General features: G+C 63.7%; 22 protein-coding genes, 1 other RNA gene and 1 riboswitch. Of the genes, 17 read left to right on the forward strand and 6 right to left on the reverse strand.

The window, feature by feature from the left end:
* Position 1: 1 nt before the first annotated feature.
* Genes tolA through ybgC form a run of 4 tightly spaced genes read right to left on the reverse strand, consistent with a single transcriptional unit; the run spans position 2 to position 2,663 of the window.
* Positions 2-1,021 carry a cell envelope integrity protein TolA gene (gene tolA, locus AC07VH_RS28620; protein ID WP_475417584.1) on the reverse strand — a complete coding sequence of 340 codons (1,020 nt, stop codon included), beginning with the start codon at positions 1,019-1,021 and terminating at the stop codon, positions 2-4.
* Positions 1,022-1,069: 48 nt separating this feature from the next.
* Entirely contained in the window at positions 1,070-1,510 is a 441-nt protein-coding gene (locus tag AC07VH_RS28625) for an ExbD/TolR family protein (protein WP_223278896.1), read from the reverse strand.
* Positions 1,511-1,525: 15 nt separating this feature from the next.
* A complete protein-coding gene (tolQ, locus tag AC07VH_RS28630) occupies positions 1,526-2,215 on the reverse strand; it encodes a protein TolQ (RefSeq protein WP_475417583.1) in 690 nt (229 codons plus the stop codon).
* A gap of 46 nt (positions 2,216-2,261) precedes the next feature.
* Positions 2,262-2,663, reverse strand: coding sequence for a tol-pal system-associated acyl-CoA thioesterase (gene ybgC / locus AC07VH_RS28635; protein WP_326457785.1), 402 nt, complete (start codon positions 2,661-2,663; stop codon positions 2,262-2,264).
* 311 nt (positions 2,664-2,974) lie between these two features.
* A riboswitch (ZMP/ZTP riboswitch) is annotated at positions 2,975-3,099 on the forward strand.
* A 111-nt stretch (positions 3,100-3,210) separates the two neighbouring features.
* On the opposite strand from ybgC, the gene glyA reads away from it, so the two are divergent.
* The 11 genes from glyA to AC07VH_RS28690 all read left to right on the forward strand — a co-directional run bounded on the left by glyA (position 3,211) and on the right by AC07VH_RS28690 (position 15,693).
* The gene (gene glyA, locus AC07VH_RS28640) at positions 3,211-4,458 is read left to right on the forward strand and encodes a serine hydroxymethyltransferase (RefSeq protein WP_058050318.1); all 1,248 of its coding nucleotides are present in this window, start codon (positions 3,211-3,213) and stop codon (positions 4,456-4,458) included.
* A gap of 143 nt (positions 4,459-4,601) precedes the next feature.
* A complete protein-coding gene (nrdR, locus tag AC07VH_RS28645; protein ID WP_034759169.1) occupies positions 4,602-5,063 on the forward strand; it encodes a transcriptional regulator NrdR in 462 nt (153 codons plus the stop codon).
* A 221-nt stretch (positions 5,064-5,284) separates the two neighbouring features.
* On the forward strand, positions 5,285-5,875 hold the full coding sequence (pilV, locus tag AC07VH_RS28650; RefSeq protein ID WP_494789363.1) for a type IV pilus modification protein PilV: 591 nt from the start codon (positions 5,285-5,287) through the stop codon (positions 5,873-5,875).
* Positions 5,872-6,846, forward strand: a complete 975-nt coding sequence (locus AC07VH_RS28655; RefSeq protein WP_494789364.1) for a PilW family protein — start codon at positions 5,872-5,874, stop codon at positions 6,844-6,846. Before pilV ends, AC07VH_RS28655 begins: the two co-directional genes overlap by 4 nt.
* 11 nt (positions 6,847-6,857) lie before the next feature.
* Positions 6,858-7,532, forward strand: a complete 675-nt coding sequence (locus AC07VH_RS28660; RefSeq protein WP_494789365.1) for a pilus assembly PilX family protein — start codon at positions 6,858-6,860, stop codon at positions 7,530-7,532.
* The gene (locus AC07VH_RS28665; protein ID WP_494789366.1) at positions 7,529-11,410 is read left to right on the forward strand and encodes a pilus assembly protein; all 3,882 of its coding nucleotides are present in this window, start codon (positions 7,529-7,531) and stop codon (positions 11,408-11,410) included. Before AC07VH_RS28660 ends, AC07VH_RS28665 begins: the two co-directional genes overlap by 4 nt.
* Positions 11,411-11,499: 89 nt before the next feature.
* On the forward strand, positions 11,500-12,000 hold the full coding sequence (locus tag AC07VH_RS28670) for a type IV pilin protein (protein WP_494789367.1): 501 nt from the start codon (positions 11,500-11,502) through the stop codon (positions 11,998-12,000).
* Between the two features lie 9 nt (positions 12,001-12,009).
* The gene (locus AC07VH_RS28675; protein WP_494789368.1) at positions 12,010-12,585 is read left to right on the forward strand and encodes a GspH/FimT family pseudopilin; all 576 of its coding nucleotides are present in this window, start codon (positions 12,010-12,012) and stop codon (positions 12,583-12,585) included.
* Between the two features lie 65 nt (positions 12,586-12,650).
* On the forward strand, positions 12,651-13,724 hold the full coding sequence (gene ribD / locus AC07VH_RS28680; RefSeq protein ID WP_494789374.1) for a bifunctional diaminohydroxyphosphoribosylaminopyrimidine deaminase/5-amino-6-(5-phosphoribosylamino)uracil reductase RibD: 1,074 nt from the start codon (positions 12,651-12,653) through the stop codon (positions 13,722-13,724).
* A 28-nt stretch (positions 13,725-13,752) separates the two neighbouring features.
* Entirely contained in the window at positions 13,753-14,388 is a 636-nt protein-coding gene (locus tag AC07VH_RS28685; RefSeq protein WP_230522560.1) for a riboflavin synthase, read from the forward strand.
* A gap of 96 nt (positions 14,389-14,484) precedes the next feature.
* Positions 14,485-15,693, forward strand: a complete 1,209-nt coding sequence (locus AC07VH_RS28690; protein WP_494789369.1) for a hypothetical protein — start codon at positions 14,485-14,487, stop codon at positions 15,691-15,693.
* On the opposite strand, the gene AC07VH_RS28695 is transcribed toward AC07VH_RS28690, so the two are convergent.
* Complete coding sequence (locus tag AC07VH_RS28695; RefSeq protein ID WP_489628339.1) at positions 15,690-16,115, reverse strand: OsmC family protein; 426 nt, start codon at positions 16,113-16,115, stop codon at positions 15,690-15,692. The genes AC07VH_RS28690 and AC07VH_RS28695 overlap by 4 nt on opposite strands.
* A gap of 296 nt (positions 16,116-16,411) precedes the next feature.
* Between AC07VH_RS28695 and ribBA the strand changes: the two genes are divergently transcribed.
* The 3 genes from ribBA (at position 16,412) to nusB (ending at position 18,864) form a co-directional block, all read left to right on the forward strand.
* Positions 16,412-17,530, forward strand: a complete 1,119-nt coding sequence (gene ribBA / locus AC07VH_RS28700; protein WP_494789375.1) for a bifunctional 3,4-dihydroxy-2-butanone-4-phosphate synthase/GTP cyclohydrolase II — start codon at positions 16,412-16,414, stop codon at positions 17,528-17,530.
* Positions 17,531-17,708: 178 nt separating this feature from the next.
* Positions 17,709-18,191, forward strand: a complete 483-nt coding sequence (gene ribH, locus AC07VH_RS28705) for a 6,7-dimethyl-8-ribityllumazine synthase (protein WP_099664961.1) — start codon at positions 17,709-17,711, stop codon at positions 18,189-18,191.
* 202 nt (positions 18,192-18,393) lie between these two features.
* Positions 18,394-18,864, forward strand: coding sequence for a transcription antitermination factor NusB (nusB, locus tag AC07VH_RS28710; protein ID WP_152254358.1), 471 nt, complete (start codon positions 18,394-18,396; stop codon positions 18,862-18,864).
* A gap of 120 nt (positions 18,865-18,984) precedes the next feature.
* Here nusB and AC07VH_RS28715 read toward each other — a convergent pair whose 3' ends face one another.
* Positions 18,985-19,905, reverse strand: coding sequence for a transglycosylase SLT domain-containing protein (locus AC07VH_RS28715; protein ID WP_494789370.1), 921 nt, complete (start codon positions 19,903-19,905; stop codon positions 18,985-18,987).
* A 478-nt stretch (positions 19,906-20,383) separates the two neighbouring features.
* Between AC07VH_RS28715 and ubiD the strand changes: the two genes are divergently transcribed.
* The 3 genes from ubiD to dnaX form a co-directional block, all read left to right on the forward strand.
* A complete protein-coding gene (ubiD, locus tag AC07VH_RS28720; RefSeq protein ID WP_071650179.1) occupies positions 20,384-21,868 on the forward strand; it encodes a 4-hydroxy-3-polyprenylbenzoate decarboxylase in 1,485 nt (494 codons plus the stop codon).
* A gap of 196 nt (positions 21,869-22,064) precedes the next feature.
* An RNA gene (gene ffs / locus AC07VH_RS28725) (signal recognition particle sRNA small type) lies at positions 22,065-22,163 on the forward strand.
* Between the two features lie 239 nt (positions 22,164-22,402).
* On the forward strand, positions 22,403-23,680 hold a 1,278-nt coding region (dnaX, locus tag AC07VH_RS28730), incomplete at its 3' end, for a DNA polymerase III subunit gamma/tau (RefSeq protein WP_494804042.1).

Consider the following 23,680-nt stretch of genomic DNA (forward strand, 5'->3'; position numbering starts at 1 on the left):
ATCATTTAGGCAAATCCTTCATCTCGAATATGAGTTCAATCTCGCGTTCCACAGTGCCGTCTTTTTTCTTCGGCAGTGGCGACGATTTGTTAATGGCGTTTTCCACCGAGCTGTCATACGCCGGCAGGCCGCTACTTTTTATCTTTCGGACCGAAATAATTTCCCCAGTTGGCAGTTGCTCGATCTTGAACACGGCGCGCGGGTTGCCCGGCACGTCAGTGCTACCGCTGTACGCGATATTGCTCTTGATCTTGCTCGTCAGGGCAGCGACATAGCCGCTGTCCTTGCGTGGCGCGGTCGCTTTCGCGGCCGTGCCCGTTGTACCGGCGCCCGCCGCACCCGTGATGCGGCTCATTTCCGCGGCGCGCGCCTTGTCGGCGGCTTTTTTCTCTTCCGCCGCTTTTTTCGCCTTGGCGGCTTTTTCCGCCGCCGCTTTTTTCTCGGACAGTTCTTTCTCGGCTTTTTCTTCCGCCGCTTTTTCTTTCTCTTTGGCCAGCTTGGCTTTCTCCAGCTTGTCGGCCTTTTCCTTCTCGAGCTTTTCAGCCTTGTCTTTTTCTTTCTGCTTCTGTTTTTCCAGTTCGCGCTTTTCTTCCTCGCGTTCCTTCTGTTCCTGCTTGCGGCGTTCTTGCTCTGCCGCTTTCTCTTTTTCTTCTTTCAGCTTGGCCTTCTTGCGTTCCAGGGCGATTTCCGCCTCGCGCAGGTCGACCTTCGGCTCGGGTGCGGCCACGGGCGGCGGTGGCGGCGGGGCCGGCTGTTCCACTTGCGGTTCCGGCGGCGGGGCCGGTGTCGGCTCCGGTTCCGTCGCCACGTCGGGCGGCGGCGCGGCCGTCTGCACCTTCATGTCCCACACTTCCGCTTCGACGGCGACAGGTTCCGTATTTTGCCAGTGTACGCCCACCCACAGGAAAAACAGCAGGCCAAGGTGCATCGCCAGCGCCAGGCCCAGCGAGGGCCAGCGGCTGCGTTCGCGCGGCACGCTGTAGGGCTTGCCGAGTACATGGTCGATTTGTTTGTTCTGCAAAGTCTAGTCTATCTAAAAACGGTCAAGTCTGGAAACAGGGTGCTGCGCTTACTTGGTGGCCAGGCCGACGCGGGTAATGCCCATCTTTTTCGCTTCCGAAATGAGCTGGATCACATCGTCGTACTTGCTTTCCTTGTCGCCCGCGATCATCACGGGATAGTCGGGATTGCTTTCGTGCAAGCCACGCAGCTTGCGCAGCAGGGCGTCGCGGTTCGGTTCCGTTTCCGGCGACAGCTGTTCCTTGCCGATCACGCCGATCGACAGCGAACCATTCGGTTTCAGCACGATCTGAATATAGTCATCGGGCGGTTTCGCCGACTTTTCCGCGTTGGGCAGGTTCACCACGCTGGGATTGTTCGACGACGGCATCACCATGAAAATGATCAGCAGTACCAGCATCACGTCGATGTACGGCACGACGTTGATCTCGGACTTGAACTTGCGGCCGCGGCCGCCGCGCATGCCGCCGCTATTGAATGAGGAACCCATGGACGCTGCTCCCTCTTAGCGCGACTGGCGCTGCAGGATGTTGGAGAATTCCTCGACGAAGCTCTCGAAGCGGATCGCCAGGCGGTCGATGTCGTGCGAAAAACGGTTGTAGGCGACGACGGCGGGAATCGCCGCGAACAGGCCGATGGCGGTGGCGATCAGCGCTTCGGCAATGCCGGGCGCGACAGCGGCCAAGGTGGCTTGCTGCACGTTGGCCAGGCCGCGGAAGGCGTTCATGATGCCCCACACGGTACCGAGCAGGCCGATGTACGGCGAGACGGAGCCGACGGACGCGAGGAAGGCCAGGTGCGATTCGAGCACGTCCATTTCACGCTGGAAGGCGGCGCGCATGGCGCGGCGTGCGCCGTCGAGCACGGCGCCGACGTCCAGCGCGTCGCGCGAACCGTAGGAAGCCTTGCCCTTGATGAATTCACCCATGCCGGCATCGAAGATGCGGGCCAGCGCGCCGCTCTGGTCGCGGTTGCCGCTGGCGTTCTGGTGCAGCGCATGCAGGTTGCCGCCGGCCCAGAAGCTGCGTTCGAATTCGATGGTTTGCTTGCGCGCCTGGCGCACGGCAAACATCTTGCGGAAAATATAGGTCCAGCTGGTCAGGGAAATCAGCAGCAGCAGGGCCATGATCAGTTGCACGATCAAATGGGCATTGGTGATGAGCGCGAGGAAAGAAAGATCTTGTGTAACGTTCATTGGCTGGCAGTCTGTTGGGTGAATTATCCGGGAGTGGCGGTAGGGCTCAGGCGGCGCGCATGCGGGCCGCGACGGCATCGGGCACGGCGCGCGGGCGCAGTGCCGAGTCGACGCAGCCGATCTTGACGCGGGCAGTGTTGAGCAGGCGGTCGCCGCACCAGGCTTGTTGCAGGAAAACGATGGAGGCGCGCCCCATTTTTTCTATGCTTAGGGTCAATCTTACCGTGTCATCGAGCCTGGCTGGCGCATGATAGTCGGCGTTGACGCTTTTGACAACGAACATCGCGTCGTGCTGTTCCAGCAATTGCTGCTGGCCCACGTCGATGGCGCGCAGCCATTCGGTGCGCGCGCGTTCGAAGAATTTCAGGTAATTTGCGTAATAGACGATGCCGCCGGCGTCGGTGTCTTCATAGTAGACACGTACGTTCCAGGTAAAGACTGAAGGCATGTTTATTGCGCCAGTAGTGAGATTGAGCAACATTTTACGCGATTTTTCTTCTTGTGACTGTGGGCGCTTGCTGGAAAGCCATGCAAAAGCTGCATATAAGTTGCACCGCAGCATTGTAAATCCGGCGTGTGCAATGGCAAGCCTCGTAACATACGCTTACAAGCCGCAGCCAGGTTTAAGCCCAGCTTAAGCACCGCGCGCGCCGGGGCGGCCTGCGGCCGTGCCCTGGCTGCGGTGGCGCGCGGCGATTATAGCTGCACGGTTGCATTCCTTGCTCAATTTGGGCACTTAACTTACAATTTGACTTCCATTACGTCTCACGTGACTGGCGAAAAGTCGGGCGATCTCCATGAGTGGCGATCGGCAAACCGGCGAAAGGTGGGCACCCACCGGGAAACGTGAGATTTTTCATAAGCCGTTCGCCTGGGTAGCCACTATGGAAAAGCACGAAGAGGCTGCCCGTCCAATGTTGTTATTCACTTAACGCCGGCTCCCCTCATTCGATCCAACCTGCCAGTACAAGCACCCTCATACTTGGAGTTTTTACATGTTTGCAAAAGATCATACCCTCGCCAACGTCGATCCTGAATTGTTCGCCGTCATTCAAAAAGAAAACACGCGCCAGCACGACCACATCGAACTGATCGCGTCGGAGAACTACACGTCGCCAGCCGTAATGGAAGCGCAAGGCTCGCAGCTGACGAACAAGTACGCCGAAGGCTATCCAGGCAAGCGCTACTACGGCGGCTGCGAATACGTCGACGTGGCCGAGCAACTGGCCATCGACCGCGTGAAGCAGCTGTTCGGCGCCGAATGCGCGAACGTGCAGCCGAATTCCGGCTCGCAGGCGAACCAGGGCGTGTTCTTCGCCATGCTGAAACCGGGCGACCTGATCATGGGCATGTCGCTGGCCGAAGGCGGCCACCTGACCCACGGCATGCCGCTGAACATGTCCGGCAAATGGTTTGACGTCGTGTCGTATGGCTTGACGGCGGAAGAAGACATCGACTACGAGGCGATGGAGCGCCTGGCCCGCGAGCGCAAGCCGAAGCTGATCATCGCCGGCGCGTCCGCGTTCTCGAAAAAGATCGACTTCGAACGCTTCGGCAAGATCGCCAAGGAAGTGGGCGCCTACTTCATGGTCGACATGGCCCACTACGCGGGCCTGATCGCCGCCGGCCTGTACCCGAACCCGGTGCCGTTCGCCGACTTCGTCACCTCGACCACACACAAATCCTTGCGCGGCCCGCGCGGCGGCATCATCCTGATGAAGGCCGAACACGAAAAAGCCATCAACTCGGCCATTTTCCCCGGCATCCAGGGCGGCCCGCTGATGCACGTGATCGCCGGCAAGGCCGTCGCCTTCAAGGAAGCGCTGAGCCCTGAATTCGTCGAATACCAGAAGCAAGTGATCAAGAACGCCGACGTGCTGGCGAAAACCCTGATCAAGCGCGGCCTGCGCATCGTGTCCGGCGGCACCGAGTCGCACGTCATGCTGGTCGACCTGCGCGCCAAGAACCTGACGGGCAAGGAAGCCGAAGCCATCCTCGGTTCCGCGCACATCACCTGCAACAAGAACGGCATCCCGAACGACCCGCAAAAACCTTTCGTCACCTCGGGCATCCGCCTGGGCAGCCCGGCGATGACGACGCGCGGTTTCAAGGAAGCGCAAGCGGAAGAAGTGGGCAACCTGATCGCCGACGTGCTGGACAATCCGCATGACGCCGCCACCATCGAGCGCGTGAAAGCGGCCGTGAAGGTGCTGGCCGACGCGCACCCTGTGTACGCAGCATAATTATTTGTCCAGAATGTGTCATACGGAGTAAGATTCTGTATGACACATTCCTTCGTGCCCCAGGGCGCCCGGAGTGATTCGGGCGCCCTTTGTACAAGGGCGGCGATTTCCCGCAATTATTACTATAAAGTTGTAGCCAGCCCATGAAATGTCCATTTTGCCAGCACGGCGACACCCAGGTTCTCGATACGCGCGTATCGGAGGAAGGGGATGCCATTCGGCGCCGCCGCCGCTGCGGCAAATGCGACAAGCGTTTCACGACCTACGAACGCATTGAACTTATCATGCCTGCCGTCGTCAAAAAGAATGGCAGCCGGACGGAGTTCGCTGCGGATAAGTTGCGCGGCAGTTTGATGCTGGCCTTGCGCAAGCGTCCCGTCGCGGCCGCCTCGGTGGATACGGCCATCGCCTCCATCCAGGAAAAACTGCTGACCAGCGGCTTGCGTGAAGTCGATTCCGGCTATATCGGCGAACTCGTCATGCAGGAACTCAAGCGCCTCGACAAGATCGCCTACATCCGCTTTGCCTCAGTGTATAAAAATTTCGAAGACCTGGCCGAGTTCCAGGATGCGATTGCCGAAGTGGGGCAGGCGCGCAAGCCCTGACGCTCACTTTATCGGCGACGGGGCCGCTCATGCGCCCCGTTTTGCGCCCCGTTTTCACCACGCCAGCGTTCGCCTGGCAAGCGGTCTGATCAATCCCTACGCTGTTCTTCCCACCTTATCGCCATGCTGTTTGCGCCAGCGCAGATCCGGATTTTTGCGCGCGCCTATCTTGTAGCTGGGCCGCCTGTTCTTGCGACTCTTTCTGCGGAAGGGAGCAAGGCATGCGCAATGGCGGTCGCGACAAGTTTCTGGCCGGTGGCAGCAGCCTCGTCGAGGTGTTGGTGTCGCTGCTGCTGTTGGCGCTGGGCCTGCTGGGAGCCAGCATTTTGCAACTGCATTCCCTGCGCGCGCGCCACGAGTCCGCGCTATTGTCGGCGGGCGCGCAGCTGGCCGCAGGCATGGCCGAACGCATGCGCGCGAACGGCGTGCTCATGTACGGTCCCGATGCCAGCAATCCCTATTTGAACGTAGCCTACGCGGCGGCGGACGGCGCCGACGCTGGCGGTGGTGCACCGGACTGCTTCGGCGCTGCTGCCTGCGGCGCGGCCGAACTGGCGCAATTCGACATCGCCGAGTGGAAACAGCAACTGCATGCGGCCTTGCCCGGCGCGCGCCTGCATATCTGCCGCGATGCCTCTGCCTGGGATGCCGCCGCGCAAGGCTTGCACTGGGCGTGCAGCGGCGGCAAGGGCGCGCCCGTCGTCATCAAGCTGGGCTGGCGCGCCCGCCTGCCCGATGGCCAACCCGCCGTGGATGCGGCAAACGAGTCGCTGCCCAGGCTGGCACTCCAGTTGGGCGGAGGCGGCGCATGAGCGGCACGCACGCCAGTCGCCGGCAGCGCGGCATAAGCCTGGTCGAGCTGCTGGTGGCGCTGTCGCTGGGCGCGCTGCTGATGCTGGCCGCCAGTAGCGTGTTGCTGGCCACCAGCGGCAGCTATGGAGACCAGTCCGCCAGCGCGCGGCTGGACGACAATGGCCGCTATGCGCTCGACACCATCGCCCGAGCCGTGCGCCAGACGGCATATGTGAACTGGGACAGCAGCGCCGCGCCCGTCGCCCATGCCGATGACGACAGCGCGAATGTCGCCGGGCTCGACGCGCGCAGCCTGGGCAAGAACAGCGACGGCATCAGCGGCGCCTTGCCCGGCGCCCTGCATGGCAGCGACGTGCTGGCCCTGCGCTATTACGGCGCCGGCAAGGAGGAGGGCGGCGACGGTTCCGTGCTCAATTGCGCCGGTTTCGGCGTGGGCGCCGCGCAAATGGAGGCGCAGCGGGGCTGGAGCATCTTCTATGTGGCGCAGGGCGCCGATGGCGAGGGCGAACTGCGCTGCAAATACCGTGGCGCGAACGGCTGGGGCGCGGACGCCGTCATCCGTGGCGTCGACGCTTTCCAGGTGCTGTATGGCCTCGACACGGATACGCCGCCCGATGGCGTGGCGAACCGCTATGTCAATGCCGGCGCGCTCGACGCCTACGATGCGGCGCTGGTGCTGGCGGGTGCCGACGTGGCCGCGCGCCAGCGCGATTTGCGGCGACGCACGCACTGGAAGCGCGTGGCCAGCGTGCGCGTGGCGCTGTTGCTGCATGGTGAGGCGGGCCAGGCGGACAAGATGGCGGAACTGGGCCCGGCGCAGTTCGACCTGTTCGGCAAGGCATATGCCGAGGCGCACGGCGCCGGCGACACGGGCGTGCGCATCGCGCGCGCGTCCTTGCCCGCCGCGACGCGCTCCCGGCTGCGGCAACTGGTGCAGACGAGCATCATGCTGCGCAACGGGCCGGCCTAGGCGGTGCCGCGATGGCTGGCGCGGGCGTCCGCTGTTGCGTACCTCGTTGTGTGCCTTGTTGTTCACCTCGTGCGCGCCAAGGTGGCGCCAGCCTCGTGTATGTGCTGTGCCTGCTGGTAATCATCTTGCTGCTGGGCATATCGGCAGCGCAGATGGCCTTGCAGGGCGAAAAGGCGGCGCGCGGCGAGCGCGACCGGCAGATCGCGTTTCAGGCGGCGGAGGAAGCATTGGTGGATGCGCAGAACGATATCGAAGGCTTGCCCGGCGCGCCGGGACGCAGCAGCCTGTTCGCGCCTGGCAGCGCGGCCGGGTTCGCGGACGGCTGCGGCGAGGCAGGCACACTGGGCCTGTGCCTGCCCGCGCCCCCAGATGCGCCGGCCCTTTGGCTGAGCATGGACCTCGATGGCGCCGAGGGAGGAAGTGGCAGCCACGCGGTGCCGTATGGCCAGTTTACGGGCGCCGTCATGCAGACGGGGCAGGGTTTCCTGCCGTCGCGCCGGCCCCGCTATCTGATCGAATTGCTGCCGTTTCACCCGCCCGGCGCGCAGGCGGCGGCAGTGGCTGGCGGCCTGGCCACGGAAAGCTATGTGTACCGCATCACGGCCATCGGTTTTGGCGCGCAGGACAGCACGCAAGTCGTGCTGCAAAGTTATTACCGCAAGCAGGCGGCGGGAGCGGGGCCATGAGGATTTGCTCATCCGCTTTAAGGGCCGCCTGGCTGCTGCTGATCGGCCTGGTTTGCCTGGTTTGCGGCGCCGTCCTTGCGGCCGCACCTCCCGTGGCGCTGGCGCGGGCCGACGCGGGTTTGCATGGCGCCAGGGTGCCGCCGAATCTGCTGCTCAACCTGTCGCTCACGCATGCGGCGGCGGCCGCCGCGTATGGCGGCGAGTATGCGCCGCAGCGCGAGTACCTCGGTTACTTCCATGCGCGCATGTGTTACAGCTATCCCTACCGCAGCAAGGACGGCGTCATGCTGCCGGACTTGCGCGTAGCGACCGCTTACTTCTCCGTGCTGAAGCCGGCCGATGCGCAGCACGGCTGCGGCGGCGATAGTTTTAGCGGAAACTTTCTGAACTGGGCCAGCGCCAGCATACTCGACATCGTCCGCTATGCCCTGACGGGCGGCGACCGCGTCATCGACGAGGTGCGCAAGACGGTGCTGCAGCGTGCCTACCTGCCCGATGCCGGCAGCCCCATCGACTTCTATGCCCATCCCGTCTTTTTCCCGCGCAAAGTCTTGCACACCGGCGTGGCGGCGGCGACACCGTTTGCGCTGGCGCAACTGGCCATCGTTTCCTGCCGCAACCGCCTGCTGTTCGGCGATGCCAGCCTGCCTCCTGGCGGCAGTTGCGACGCGCCCGGCTTTGCTGCCACGCACGGCGTGTTCCTCGCGCGCGTGCGCGTTTGCGACACGGAGGAAGGGCCGCTGCGCGACGACCTGTGCCTCGCCTATGGCAAGAACTACAAGCCGGTGGGTGCCGTGCAGCGCCATGGCGGCCGGGTGCGCGTGGGCGTGTTTGGTCTGTTGAATGGCATGTCCTCCAGCGGTCCCGCGTATGGCGGCGTGCTGCGCGCGCCGCTGGCCCATGTGGGACGGCAGCGCTGGACGGCGCCCGACTTTATGCCGCAAGACAATGCCGGGACCGAGTGGAATCCCGCCACTGGCGTGTATGCGGTTCAAACTGCGGACCAAGCTGCGGGCTCTGGCGGCGGGGTGACCGCTTACATCAATGCCCTGGGCCGCAGCAACGGCGCGCATCCCGGCGCGTACGCCAGCGCCGCGCCGCTGGCCGAATTGCTGTACGAATCGCTGCGCTACCTGCAGGGGCGGCAAGCGAGCGCCGCAGTGCCTCCCGCCACGGCGCCGCCTGCCGTCGACGACGGCTTGCCGGTCGTGATCCCATGGAGCGACCCGCAAACGGCCAGTTGCCAGCGCCACGTCGTCGTCAGCCTCGGCGACGCGGGCATGGCGGGCGACCGTTACGTGCCCGGCAATGTCCCTGTTGTGCCCGCCTCGCCCGGCGACCGCGCACGCGCCGCCGATGGTTTTGCGCAGCCGCCGTTCGATGCGATGGCCTGGACGCACGCAGTGGGCAGCCTGGAAAGCGGCGGTGCGCTGGGCAATCCTGCGCCACGGCCCGAACTGGCGGCACTGGAACTGCTGGCCGACGGGGCGGGCGGCGCCAGCTACCATGCGGCGGGCCTGGCCTATTGGTCGCATGTGCAGGCGCTGCGTCCCGGCGGCAAGAATGACGGCCTTGCCAAGGTCGAACACTACGCGGGTGACTTGCGCCAGGGCGACCCGGCCGGCGAATCTGCAGCCACTCCCGCCGCGACGCCCTTGCTGCTTACGGCCAAATATGGCGGTTTTCTCGATGGGAACGGCGACGCCAATCCGTTCAAAAGCGCGGTGGGCGGCGCACTGGAGGAATGGAGCCTCGACGGGCGCTGGCCTACCCATTACCTGCCTGGCAGCGACCCGGCCGCCCTGGTCGCGGGACTGCGCGCAGCCTTTGCGGCCGCCGACAAGGGCAGCTTGCCGGCGGCGCTGGCAGGGCCGGCCCTGATGGCGCTGGCCAATGGCACGGAAGAGGCGTACTGGTTCCAGACGCAACTGCGCCTGGCCGATGGCAGCATGACCTTGTCGCGCACCGCGTTTGCCGTGGGCGCCGATGGCGCACTGCTTCCCGGCGAGCCATGGTGGCGCGTGGGCGGACAGGCGCAGCCCGCGCAGGATGGAACGCCGGCGGCCTTGCGTCCCGTCTACACGCTCGACGCCAAGGGCGCCCTGATGCCGCTGGCCTGGACGCGGCTGGACGCGGAACAGCGCGGCGCGTTCGACGGCGGCGATGGAAAAGGCGACGCGCGCCTGGCATATCTGCTGGGCCAGCGCACGCACGAGGCGGGCCAGCCGGGCGGCTTCCTGCGGCGCAGGTCCGGCAGCCTGGGCGCGGCGCCATACGGCAATCTCGTGTACGTGGGCGCGCCGGGGCTGGGCATGCCGGGGGCGGGATATGGCTTGCACCGCCAGGCGCTGCTGCAGCGGCGGAAAATGCTGTACCTGGGCGCCAACGATGGCTTGCTGCATGCCTTCGATGCCCGCACGGGCAGCGAAATGTTTGCCTATCTGCCGCAGGCGCTGCTGCGCTCCACGGCAGCCGCTGCGAGCACTCACTACAGTCCCGGCCCGCTGCTCGACGGCGCGGCGGCCACGGCGGAAGTGCTGGCGCTGGGGCACTGGAAGACGGTGCTGGTGTCGGGCATGGGCGGCGGGGCGCAAGGCGTGTTTGCGCTTAACGTCACCGACCCGGCGCGCTTCGCGCAGGATGGGGCGCTGTGGGAATTCACGGAACGCGACGACAAGCTGATGGGCAACGTGCGCGCGCCGCCCGCCTTTGCCCGCATCAACATGGGTGGCAAGGAGGGGGCAGTGGCCTACCGCGATTTCGTCATCGTCGCCAGCGGCTACAACAATTATGTAAATGATGGCAAGGACACGACGGCGCCCGCAGCGGCCGCCGCCATCTTCCTGCTGGCGCTGGACAAGGCGCCCGGCACGCCGTGGCTGTTGGGAAGTAATTACTTCCGGCTCAAGGTGCCCGTGGCCAGCGGCAGCAGTGGTGGCGATGGAGGCCATGACACTGATGCGGGCGCGGGCACCATGCCCCAGGCGCTGGGTCCGCCCGCCGTGGTGCCGGGCGGTGACGGCGCGCTGGCGTATATCTATGCGGGCGATTTGCAGGGCAATATCTGGCGCCTCGACATGGCTGGCGGCCCGCCGTGGCAGGAGGGGCAGGGGCGCAAGCTCGTCTTTGTCGCGCGCGACGCGCAGGGCAGGCGCCAGCCCGTGGCGCAGCAACTGAACGTGGCATACGCGCCCGGTGGCGGTTATCTGTTGCTGTTCGGCACGGGCAAGCTGGCCGAGGCGGGCGATACCTGGCCTTCCGCCTTCCTGTCCCAGTCGTTTTATGCCGTGCACGACGATGTGCGTGCAACATCTCCCACGCGCAGCCGGGCCGACCTGGAACAGCGCAGCCTGGGCGAGGCGGCGGACGGCGTGCGCGTCGACGGCGCCGAGCTGCGCTACATGGGCAGCGACGCCAGGCGCGGCTGGTACCTCGACTTTCTCGATACCGCGCAGACGGGCGAACGCAGTATCCATGGTCCCGTACTGGCCGCCGGCAAGGTACTGTTCAATACCGTCCTGCCCGGACGCGATGCTTGCGCCAAGCCGGCCACGCGCCTGTACGTGCTCGATGTGCTCAGTGGCTTTGCCGCCGATGGCGCCGGTGTCGTGCAGGCGGGTGAGCAGACGGGGCGCTTGTTCGATGGCCTGGCGCGCGCGCCGCCGCTGGCGCTGGAACTGAACAGCACGGTGGGCGCCGTGACGGCGGCAGGGCGGGCCGAGGGGCGCAAGGAACTGGCGGTGCTGCAACCGGGCTTGCCCGGCGCGGCCAGCGGGGCGGGGCTCAAGGTCGTCAGCGCGCCGCTGCCCGCGCGGCGCCTGAGCTGGCGCGAAGTGGCGAACTGGCGCGAATTGCACGAGGCGGCCAAGAAGAAATAGGCGCGGGCATGGCTGGCGTGTCGCAAGTGGCAGGCGTGCAGGCTGGCCACTTGCGGCGGCTGGCGGTTTTTGCGAAGAGGGGAGGTCAGATGGAAACGCTGGCAAGGCAAAATTGGCACGCTACAAACGGTGGCGCCCATGCCACCACCCAGGGTTTCAGCCTGGTCGAACTGCTGGCCGCCTTGGCGATCATGAGCCTGCTGCTGGCGCTGGCCGTGCCCGCTTATCACGGCCATGTCGTGCGGGCCAAGCGGGTGCAGGGGCAGGCGGCCCTGCTGCGGCTGATGCAGCAGCAGGAGCGCTATTATTCGCAGAACAACCGCTATCTGGCCTTTTCCTCGGCCTCGCCGGCGCCGCAGGCGCAAGCGTTTCCATGGTGGTCCGGCGACGGGGGCGCGGCCGGCAGTGCGTATGAAATCGAGGCGCTGGCCTGTCCCGGCCTGGCGATCGGGCAATGCGTGCTGTTGCGCGCCACGCCGGGCACGTCCAAGGTCGATGCGCAGTTCCAGGATGCCGATTGCGGCGTGCTGTCCCTGAGCAGCACGGGCCAGCGCGGCAGCAGCGGCCCCGCCAGCCATTGCTGGTTCTAGACCATGGCCATGCGCAAGCGGCCAATGTGGAGCAGGCGCACCTGCGGGCATACCTTGCCCGAATTGCTGGCCGTGCTGGCGATTACCGCCCTGTTGGCGGCCGCTGTCATGCCAAATTTGCAGCAACTGCTGGCGCGCCAGCAGGTGCGCGCGGCGGCCACGGACTTGTTCTCGGCCATCGAATTGACGCGGGCGCAGGCGATGGCGCGCGGCCGGCGCGTGCTGCTGATGCCGGCCGGGCCCGGCGGCACGGACTGGCGCACGGGCTGGCTGGCATTCATCGACCGCAATGCCAACCTGGCGTTCGACGACGGGGACGAATTGCTGTTCCGCCAAGGGCCGCTGCCGGCGGGCATCACGGCCCAGTTCGTGTTTTCGTCGGCCACGGCGCCGTTTTATATCGCCTACAATGGCGCAGGTCGCAGTTGCAGCGCGACCAATAGTCTGGCGGCGCGCTGGGGGACCTTGTCCCTGGCTTTGGGAAAGCAGGTACGGCATATTAAAATCAATATGCTGGGCAGGGTGCGCGTGTGCGACCCGCAGCAGCAAGCGGCCAATTGCAGCGGCGTGGCCGACAGTTCCTGACACGATTTACCAATTATTTACCTCAAGCAAAGAAGCCCGTGGAAATACTCAACGATATCGATGGCATGCGCCTGGCGCTGGAATGGGCGGCGCGCGGTTTATACACGACCTCGCCCAATCCCCGCATCGGCTGCGTGATCGTCCGGGATGGCCAGGTGATCGGTGCCGGCGTGACGCAGGCGGCCGGGCAGGATCATGCCGAAGTGCAAGCGCTGGCCAATGCGGCGGCGCGCGGCAACGACGTGCGCGGCGCCACGGCCTATGTCACGCTGGAACCGTGCAACCACCATGGCCGCACGCCGCCATGCTCCGATGCGCTCGTGCGCGCGGGGCTGGGGCGCGTCGTGGCCGCCATGACGGACCCGAATCCGCTGGTGGCGGGGCAGGGACTGGCCAAGCTGGAAGCGGCCGGTATCGCCGTCAGCACGGGCGTGCTGGCCGACGAGGCATATGAAATGAATATCGGCTTCTTTTCGCGCATGCAGCGCGGCAAGCCGTGGGTGCGCATGAAAACGGCGGCCAGCCTGGATGGCATGACGGCCTTGCACAATGGCCAGAGCCAGTGGATCACGGGGCCGCAGGCGCGTGCCGACGGCCATGCGTGGCGCGCGCGCGCCTGCGCCATCCTGACGGGCATCGGCACGGTCAAGGCGGACGACCCGCAATTGAATGTGCGCGCCGTCGAGACGCCGCGCCAGCCACGCCGCATCGTCGTCGACAGCCGGCTCGACATCAGCCTCGACGCGCGCATCTTGCAGGGCGGCGGCACGTGGATCGTGGCGGCCGTGGCCAACCCGGAAAAGGAAGCGCAGCTGCGCGCCTTGGGCGCGGAAGTCATCATGTTGCCGAACGCGGCTGGCAAGGTCGACCTGGCCGCGCTGATGCTGGAGCTGGGACGCCGGCAAATCAATGAAGTCCACGTCGAGGCGGGCTCCAAACTGAACGGCTCGCTGATCCGCGAAGGCTGCGTCGACGAACTGCTGGTCTACCTGGCGCCCACCTTGCTGGGTGATGCGCAAGGCATGTTTGCCTTGCCGGCATTGACGGATATCAAGCAGCAGCGCACTTTGCAATTTCACCAGGTTCAGCAAGTGGGCGAAGATTTGCGTATCCTTGCAAGATTCGCGCAACGAAATTAACATTTTTACATTTTATAGGGTTAGCTCCATGTTTACAGGAATTGTTGCCGCCATTGGCAAGATTGAAACCGTGCAAGCACTCGAAGGCGGCCTCGACGCAGGCGTGCGCCTGAACATCCACGCGGGCGGCTTGCCGCTGGCCGACGTGGCCCTGGGCGATTCGATCGCCATCAATGGCGCCTGCATGACGGTGGTGGAAAAGTCGGACACGGGCTTTGCCGTCGATGTCTCGCGCGAAAGCCTCAATTGCACCGTGGGCCTCGATACGACGACGGAAGTGAACCTGGAAAAAGCCCTGACCTTGGCCGAGCGCCTGGGCGGCCACCTGGTGTCCGGCCACGTCGACGGCCTGGGCATCGTGCGCAAGTTCGAAGCCGTGGGCGAATCGTGGGAACTGGTCATCGAAGCGCCGCACGAACTGGCGAAATACCTGGCCTTCAAAGGTTCCGTCGTCGTCAATGGCGTATCGCTGACCGTCAACCGCGTGGAAGACCTGGGCGCGGGCGCCGTCAACGGCTGCCGCTTCTCGATCAATTTGATCCCGCACACGATCGCCATGACGACCTTGAAACACTTGACGGTCGATGGCAAGGTCAACCTGGAAATCGATTTGATCGCCCGCTATGTCGAGCGCATGTTGTCGCTGGACAAGGCTGCCGCCTGATATAAGAACACCGCAACACATTCTCGCCTTGCCAAGCGTGTGTTGCTTTTCTTTCAGACGCGCATACTATGAAGCTTTCCGCAGTGGAGGCTAGCCATGGACCCGATTTCGCGCGCAACCGTGCCCAACACCATCCCGGCCACGTCCCGCGTGGGCGAGACGGCGCCGCTGGCGCCGGCGCTGCCCGTGCCGCCTTCCGGCACGGCGGCGGCCCTTGCCGCTTTGTCATCGACCCAGGTCGACATCTCTCCGCTGGGCCAGTTCCTGTCCGGCGTGGCCTTGTCGCGCCGGCAACTGCTGGCCTTGCAGGGCGCCACGGACGAGGCCAGGGCGGAAAATACCCCCGTGAATGTCAATGACGACTTGCTGGCGCTGGCGCGGCAGCTGACGGAATCGTTTGCCCAGCTGCAAACGAGCGGCATCGATGCCAGCCAGCTGGCGACGGCGGGCGATACGCCGGGCAGCCTGGCGCAGCGCTACGATTTGCTGTCGGGCGACGGCACGACGGATGCGGCCGCCGCGCTGGCGCAGGACGGCAGCCTGCTCACGCAAGCGCAACTGGCCCGCATCGGCATCGACTTGCGCAATGAAGATGTCGATCCAATCACGTTGCAGGCCGCCTATGCGGCCGACAGCAATGCCACCCTGGATGCCTTGCAACAGGGAACGGACGTGCTGGCGCAGGTGGGCGCCGTGCTTGCCCAGCGGCAGGGCGCGCCGCTGGCCGCCGTGGTCGAAGCGGATTTGACGGGCGAAGCACTGCCGGCCAGCGCCGCGCAGGCGCCGCAAGCCCCGCAGCCGCAGCCCATCGACGAGGCGCCGCCGCAAACGGCGGCGATTGCACAGCGACAACTGGAATTGCAGCAGCAGCTGGAAGCGGAAGAGCTGAACCTGGATTTGCAGGCGCAGCGGGCAGACAGCCAGCGCGTGGATGCCCTGCGCATCGACAGCGAGCGCATGAATACCGAGCAGCTGGCGCGGCAGGAGGACGCCGCGCGGACGGCCCAGGCGCAAGTGCGCGCGGGGCAGGGACCAGCCGATGCGGGCCTGGCGACGGCGCAAGCCACGCAGGCGCAGGAAAATGTGCAGGCGCAGCAGCTGGCCGCGCAAAACGCGGGCATGGCCGTGCCGCCCCCGTCATCGCAAGACCCGTCCGTGGCGGCCGCCATCGCCGCGTATAACCTGAACAATGCAGCCCTGAACCCCGGCTTGATGAACCGGCCATTGCCGGCCAGCGACTCGCGCCTGCCGCTGGTGGCGCCCGTGGCCCCCGTGGAACCCGTCAAGCCCGTGACGAAAATCTAGGGCAGCAGGGTGGCATCCAGGGTGATGTTGGCTTTAAGCAGCTTCGACACGGGGCAGCCGGCCTTGGCCTTGCCCGTCAATTCTGCGAATTTCGCCTGGTCGGCGCCCGGTATCTTCGCTTTCAGGATTAAATGGACGGCCGTGATGGCAAAACCGTCGTCGGCCTTGTCGAGGGTCACTTCGGCCGTCGTTTCCATCTTTTCCGCCGTCAGGCCCGCTTCGCCGAGGATCAGCGACAGGGCCATGGTGAAGCAGCCCGCGTGGGCGGCGCCGATCAGTTCCTCGGGATTGGTGCCGGGCTTGCCTTCGAAGCGGCTGGCAAAGCCGTAGGGATATTCCTGCAAGGCGCCGCTGCGCGTGCTGATGGCGCCCTTGCCGTCCTTGATGCCGCCTGACCAGATGGCCGATCCATGGGTTTTCATGTTGCCGCTCCTGTGTGGGGTGTCGCTGCGAGTGGATGTCAGCGCCGTGGCGGTGACTGGCTGATCTTATGCTCTTCGCAAGGCCGGCGGCGCGCGCCATGCCGCCGCCGTGTGCGCCGGATCGGGGAATCGGTACTTTGCGGGGCAGGCCGCGGCGCCCATGCCGCAAACCTGTCTTATTTCAGGTCTGCAAGCGCTAAATCCTTTAAAATAGCAGGTTATAAGAAAATTCCCGGAAATTCGCGGAATATTCGCACGCGATGTTTCAGTTTTTAGTCTCACTAAGAGGATCAATGATGTCTATTTCCAGCACCGAAGAGATCGTCGCTGAATTACGCGCCGGCCGCATGGTGATACTGGTCGATGAAGAAGACCGGGAAAATGAAGGCGATCTGGTGCTTGCCGCCGATTTCGTGACGCCTGAAGCCATCAATTTCATGATCACGCATGCGCGTGGTCTGGTCTGCCTGACCCTGACGGAAGAGCGTTGCGACGAGCTGAACCTGTCGATGATGACGTCGCGCAACGGCACGGCCTACGGCACCAACTTTACCGTGTCGATCGAAGCGGCCGAAGGCGTGACGACGGGCATTTCCGCCGCCGACCGCGCCAAGACCATCCAGGTCGCGGTTGCCAAGGGCACGCAGCCCAGCGATATCGTTCAGCCTGGCCATATCTTCCCGCTGAAAGCGCAAAAAGGCGGCGTGCTGATGCGCGCAGGCCATACGGAAGCCGGCTGCGACCTGACGGCCATGGCCGGCTTGACGCCCGCGTCCGTGATTTGCGAAATCATGAAGGACGACGGCACCATGGCGCGCCTGCCGGACTTGCTGGTGTTTGCCGAGCAGCATGGCCTGAAGATCGGCACGATTGCCGACCTGATCCATTACCGCAGCCAGACGGAGTCCCTGGTCGAGCGCGTTGCCGAGCGTACCCTGCACACTGCGCACGGCGAATTCCGCCTGATCGCGTTCCGCGACAAGCCCAGCGCCTCGGCCCATTTAGCCCTCGTGCATGGCGACCTGGCGCCCGGCCTGGAAGCCCTGGTGCGCGTGCACCAGCCCGTTTCCCTGCTGGACTTGCTGGAAAGCGAAGCGACTACCCACTCATGGACGGTGGCTGCCTCGATGGCCGCCATCAAGCAGTCCGAGCGGGGCGTGATGGTCTTGCTGAACTGCGGCGAGACCTCGAGCGAGCTGTTTGCCCAGTTCGCCGCGCTCGATACGCCGCAAGCCAAGCCGAAAGGCCGCGCCGCCAGCATGGACTTGCGCAGCTACGGCATCGGCGCGCAAATCCTGCGCGACCTGGGCGTGAGCAAGATGCAATTGCTGGCCAGCCCCCGCAAGATGCCGTCGATGGTCGGTTTCGACCTGGAAGTCACAGGTTTTCAGTGCCATCCAGGCCAGGACGCCTGACCAAATCTACTGCGCGTCGCGATTTGCGGCCTGCGATGCTCACTGTACTATCCGTACAGTTGCGCTTCTTGACCACAACTCGCTGCCGCTCGCTACGATTTTGTCAGGCGTCGATGTAAGAGTAAACGATGGCGGCATGTGCATGTCGCCCTGAACCACCAGATTAAAGAGGCATATGATGACCGTAGGAGCATACGAAACCAATTTTGCCGGCGAAGGTTTGCGCGTCGGTATCGTCCAGGCACGATTCAATGAAATCGTCGGCGGTGGCTTGCTGTCGGCATGCCTGGAAGAGTTGAGCAAGCTGGGCGTGGCCGATGAAGATATCCTGCACGTGACCGTGCCGGGCGCCCTGGAAATCCCACTGATTCTGCAAAAAATGGCGGAAACCGAGCAATTCGACGCCCTGATCGCACTGGGCGCCGTGATTCGCGGTGAAACCTACCACTTCGAGCTGGTATCGAACGAATCGGGCGCGGGCATCACGCGCGTCGGTCTCGATTACGGCATCCCCATCGCCAACGCAGTGTTGACGACGGAAAACGACGAGCAGGCGGAAGTGCGCATGCTGGTCAAGGGGGCGGAAGCGGCACGCGTGGCAGTGGAAATGGCTAATTTAGCGCAAGCGCTAGAAGAGTTGCAAGAATCCGAGGAGGACTAGCCGTGTAGTGAACGTCCGATAAAACGCCCATAGCTGCGTTGCAAGCCCTCGCCGTACATTCGTACTGTCTTCGGGCTCGCGCCTTGCTCTGAGCATTTTCTCGAACGTTCTGACACGCGCTTGGCTGCGGCGCGTTGAAAAGCGCGCCGTGCTGTCTCGCCGGAATTTGTAGTGAACACGTACTTAAGAACAGGTAACAATCATGACTGAGAAAAATTTGCTCGCCAATCCCAGCAAAAACCGCACGCCGCGTCACCGCGCGCGCGAGTTCGCGCTGCAGGGCTTGTACCAGTGGCTGCTGAACAATGAAGACGCGACCACCGTCGTGAACAATATTCGCGCGGCCCACGGCTTCGACAAGGCCGATGGCGATCATTTCACGGTGCTGCTGTACGGCACCATCAAGGATTCGCTGGCGCTGCGCGACAGCATGGCCCCCTTGATCGACCGCAATATCGCGGAACTGTCGCCCATCGAACACGGCATCCTGCTGATCGGCGCGTTCGAGCTGAAGAACAACATGGAAATCCCGTACCGCGTCGTCATCAACGAAGCGGTCGAGCTGGCCAAGTCGTTTGGCGGCATCGACGGCCACAAGTATGTGAACGGCGTGCTGGATAAATTGGCAGTGAAGTTCCGCGAGGAAGAAGTGGGCGCCAACAAGCGCAAGTAATAGAGCAGGAGTTCCTGCGGCTGCTGCCGCAGGGCAATAAAAAAGCCACCGGCACTTGCGTGCGGTGGCTTTTTTACTGGGCGCTGCTTTTCGGATGCTGCTGTGAGGGCTTTTAAAGGGTCACAGGCCGGCGATCTCGTTATGCGGTGCAATCTTGATGGTAATGTTGCCGCTTTCCGCTGCAGGCGCCTTGGCTGGCGCTGGCGTGTTCGATGCCATCACCGGCGTGCTGGTCGGCACGCGCTGGCCGGCCGACACTTGCTTCAGGCGGCGGTATTCGGCCAGCACGCGCGAGCCGTAGCCCGAGTCGGTGGCGAAGTTGGCGGCGCCCACATAGGTTTTCAAGCCCGCTTCGACGGAACCGCCACGCGTGACGTAGTCTTTCAGGATCAGGGAGCCGACGCGGATGTTGGCGACGGGATTCAAGGCAGCTTGCACGCCGCCCATTTCCTGGAAGCGCTCATGGTGCACTTTCGACATGACCTGCATCAAGCCTTGCGCGCCGACGGGGCTTTCCGCGAACGGGTTCAAGCCCGATTCGATGGCCATCACGGCCAGGATCAGCAGCGGGTCCAGCTTGATTTCGCGCGCCGTCAGGTAGGCCGTCGAAACGAGCATATTGGTCGCATCGTTGGCCACGCGGTAGCGTTTGGAGAGCCAGTTGGTGACCCATTGCTGCTGCTTTTGCGTGCCCAGCAAGGCTTTTTCTTCCTTGGTCAAAGGTGCTTCGCTGGCGGCGGCCGTTTGCACGGATGCCGGCGCTTCCATCAGGGCCGACAGGGCCGGCGCTTCGACGGCTTGCGCCTCTGTCATCGGCAGCGGGAACAGGCTGTGCGTCAGTTGCTTGCCCAGGTCGGGGCGGAACATCAGCAGGGCGATCAGTGCCAGGGCGGAAATGCCGAAGACTGTCAGAGTGTGTTGTGCGGTGGTCAAAACGCCACGTGCCGAAATGGCTTGTGCGCGGGCGCGCAAACGCGCCAACGCTGGCTGGCCAGCCACGGTTGAAGCAGGCAATGCTGCTTCAGTGCTACGATGAGTCATAGAGTTCCCCGAAATGTCGCGTCAACAGGCAGCCCCTCCGCGGTGTCGCGGTGTTGTGGGTACTGCCAATGCCGTGCATCAGAAATATCATCGTTTCCGCCGCGTATGGATGCGTGCGAGAAACGCCGTCATTGCTTGCTTGAGCTGATCGGTCCCATGCTGGTATTGGATCAGTCGCAATACAACTTTTACCGGGGGTAAGGCAGACGCCTTTTGAAAACACTCCTTAAAATGTCATGTGGAGCCCCGACTCCGTGAATGAAAGAGAAACGCTAAAATCAAGCTCTGGGCCGGCGTGCTCTTTCAAGTTGGGCGAATTGTAGAAGCCGTTTTATATCAAGTCAATACTAACGAATCGATTCTTTATTACTTTTATGTCTTACTTTTTGACTTGCATTGTGCCAAAAGCCAATAAAATCAATTACTTGGCATAGATCCTTCAGCAACGGCGTCCGACGTCAAAAAAAATTAAAAACACATGAAATATTCAGATTTGCGAGATTTTATTTCTCAACTGCAACAAATGGGTGAACTTAAGCCCATTTCGACCCCCATTTCACCGATTTTGGAGATGACGGAAGTGTGCGACCGCACCTTGCGCGCGGGCGGACCGGCCTTGCTGTTCAACAATCCGACGGGATACGACATGCCGGTGCTGGGCAATCTGTTCGGCACGACGCGCCGCGTGGCGCTGGGCATGGGCGCGGAAGACGTCAGCGAGTTGCGCAAGATCGGCCATGTGCTGGCGCGCCTGAAGGAACCGGAGCCGCCGAAGGATTTCAAGGATCTGCTGGGCCTGGGTTCCTTGGTGAAATCCGTGTGGGACATGTCGCCGAAAGAGTTGCGCGGCGCCAAGTGCCAGGAAATCGTCTGGGAGGGTAATGACGTCGACCTGGCGCGCCTGCCCATCCAGCATTGCTGGCCCGGCGACGTCGCTCCCCTGATCACCTGGGGCCTGGTGATCACCAAGGGCCCGAACAAGAAGCGGCAAAACCTCGGCATTTACCGTCAGCAAGTGCTGGGACGCAACAAGGTCATCATGCGCTGGCTGGCGCACCGGGGCGGGGCGCTGGACTTCCGCGAGCATGCGATCCAGAGCAAGGGCAAGCCGTATCCGATTGCCGTCGCACTGGGCGCCGATCCCGCTACTATATTAGGCGCCGTCACGCCGGTGCCGGACAGCCTGTCCGAATACCAGTTCGCCGGCTTGCTGCGCGGCAGCCGCACGGAGCTGGTGAAAGCCATCGGCAGCGAGCTGCGCGTGCCCGCATCGGCCGAAATCGTGCTCGAAGGCCATATCTACCCGGACGAAAACCATCCGAGCGGCTACGAGCACGCGCTGGAAGGGCCGTATGGCGACCACACGGGCTACTATAATGAGCAGGACAGTTTCCCCGTGTTTACCATCGACCGCATCACCATGCGCCGCGATCCGATCTACCATTCCACGTATACAGGCAAACCGCCGGACGAGCCGGCCGTGCTGGGCCTGGCCCTGAACGAAGTCTTCGTGCCCCTGCTGCAAAAGCAGTTCAGCGAAATCACGGATTTCTACCTGCCGCCCGAAGGCTGCAGCTACCGCATGGCCGTGGTGCAGATCAAGAAACAGTACGCGGGCCACGCCAAGCGCGTGATGTTCGGCGTGTGGAGCTTCCTGCGCCAGTTCATGTATACCAAGTTTATCGTGGTGGTCGACGAAGACGTGAACATCCGCGACTGGAAAGAGGTCATCTGGGCCATCACGACGCGCGTCGACCCCATCCGCGACACCACCCTGGTCGACAACACGCCCATCGATTACCTGGACTTCGCCTCGCCCGTCAGCGGCCTGGGCAGCAAGATGGGCATCGATGCGACGAATAAATGGCCGGGCGAAACGACGCGCGAGTGGGGCACGACGATTGCCATGACGCCGGAAGTGAAGGCCAAGGTGGATGGGATCTGGCAGGAGCTGGGTTTATAGTTGCTGCGTAGGTCGGGGTAGGTCGGGTTAGCGCTTGCGCGTAACCCGACGTTGCGGCTCGGCAGTGTCGGCCGCGTACTCAGCAGTGTCGGCTTACGGCCTACGGCCTAAGCCGACCTACGCCGACCTGCGCCGACGCACACAGCATTGACACGGCAATTTCCCAATCTTGCGCAGGTCGGTTATAATTGTCCCCGGCGGGCCCCTGCGCATCGTGGCATGGCTAACCTGGTCAGGTCGGGAACGAAGCAGCCACGGCTATTAACCATGAGTGCCGCAGATCAGGCTCGCCTCCTTCGGGAATGTTTTAATCAGGTTCAACAATCAAGCTGCCATGGGCAGCTTTTTTGCTTTTGCGGCACCATTTTTTTGTGATGCCGCAGCATTGCCGGGCTTGCCGTGTTTTCCATATTTCCAGCTGGCCATGTTATACAATTGCTGCTTTGCCGCGTTTGCCAGGTTTGCCTGGCCCGGCCATGAGGCTTGCGCCCGCCGCGCAGGATCACCCGCAAAATCGCATGGTAAAATCTCAGCATGTCCTATCAAGTCCTCGCCCGTAAATACCGCCCCAAGAATTTCGAGACGCTCGTCGGCCAGGAGCACGTCGTGCGCGCGCTCACGCATGCCTTGCACAGCGGCCGATTGCATCACGCCTACCTGTTCACGGGCACGCGCGGCGTCGGCAAGACGACGCTGTCGCGCATCCTGGCCAAGTCGCTCAATTGCATCGGCCCCGACGGCACGGGCGGCATCACGGCTCAGCCTTGCGGCGTGTGCGAAGCGTGCACGGCAATCGATGCGGGACGCTTTGTCGACTATATCGAGATGGATGCGGCATCGAACCGCGGCGTCGATGAAATGGCGCAGCTGCTGGAGCAGGCCGTCTACGCGCCAAGCAATGCGCGCTTCAAGGTCTATATGATCGATGAGGTGCACATGCTGACGAATCACGCGTTCAATTCCATGCTGAAGACGCTGGAAGAGCCGCCCGAGCACGTCAAGTTCATCCTGGCCACGACGGACCCGCAAAAGATTCCCGTGACCGTGCTGTCGCGCTGCCTGCAGTTCAACCTCAAGCAGATGCCGCCCGGCCACATCATCAGCCACCTGGACAATATCCTGGGGCAGGAGGGCATCGCCTTCGAACAGCCGGCCTTGCGCCTGCTGGCCCAGGGCGCCCACGGTTCCATGCGCGACGCGCTGTCCTTGACGGACCAGGCCATCGCCTACGCGGCCGGCGAAGTCACGCTCGATGCCGTGCAAGGCATGCTGGGCGCGCTCGACCAGTCGTATCTGGTGCGCCTGCTCGACGCGCTGGCGCAGCAGGATGGCGCGGATCTCTTGGCCGTGGCCGACGAGATGGCCTCGCGCAGCCTGTCGTATAACGGTGCCTTGCAGGATTTGGGCACTTTATTGCACCGCATTGCGCTGGCGCAAACCGTGCCCGCCGCCTTGCCGCAGGATTTGCCCGAATACGCGGACATCGTGCGTCTGGCCGCCGCCTTCGACGCGGAAGAGGTGCAGCTGTTTTACCAGATCGCCGTGCATGGCCGCAATGAACTGGGCCTGGCGCCCGACGAATACGCGGGCTTTACCATGACCTTGCTGCGCATGCTGGCCTTTCGGCCCGGCATAGGCGGCGCCGATGGCGTGCCGGCCGCCGCGCCCACCGCCGCAACGGGCAACCGTCCCGCCGCCGTGGCCGCCGCGCGCGCCGCAGCTGGCGCTTCCGCACCGGCCGCCCGCGCCGCCACGAACAGCGTGGCCAGCCATGCCGCCGTGACGCCGCCCGCCGTGGTGGCCGCCGCTGCC

This window comes from Janthinobacterium sp. GW821-FHT03C10 (assembly GCF_059420865.1).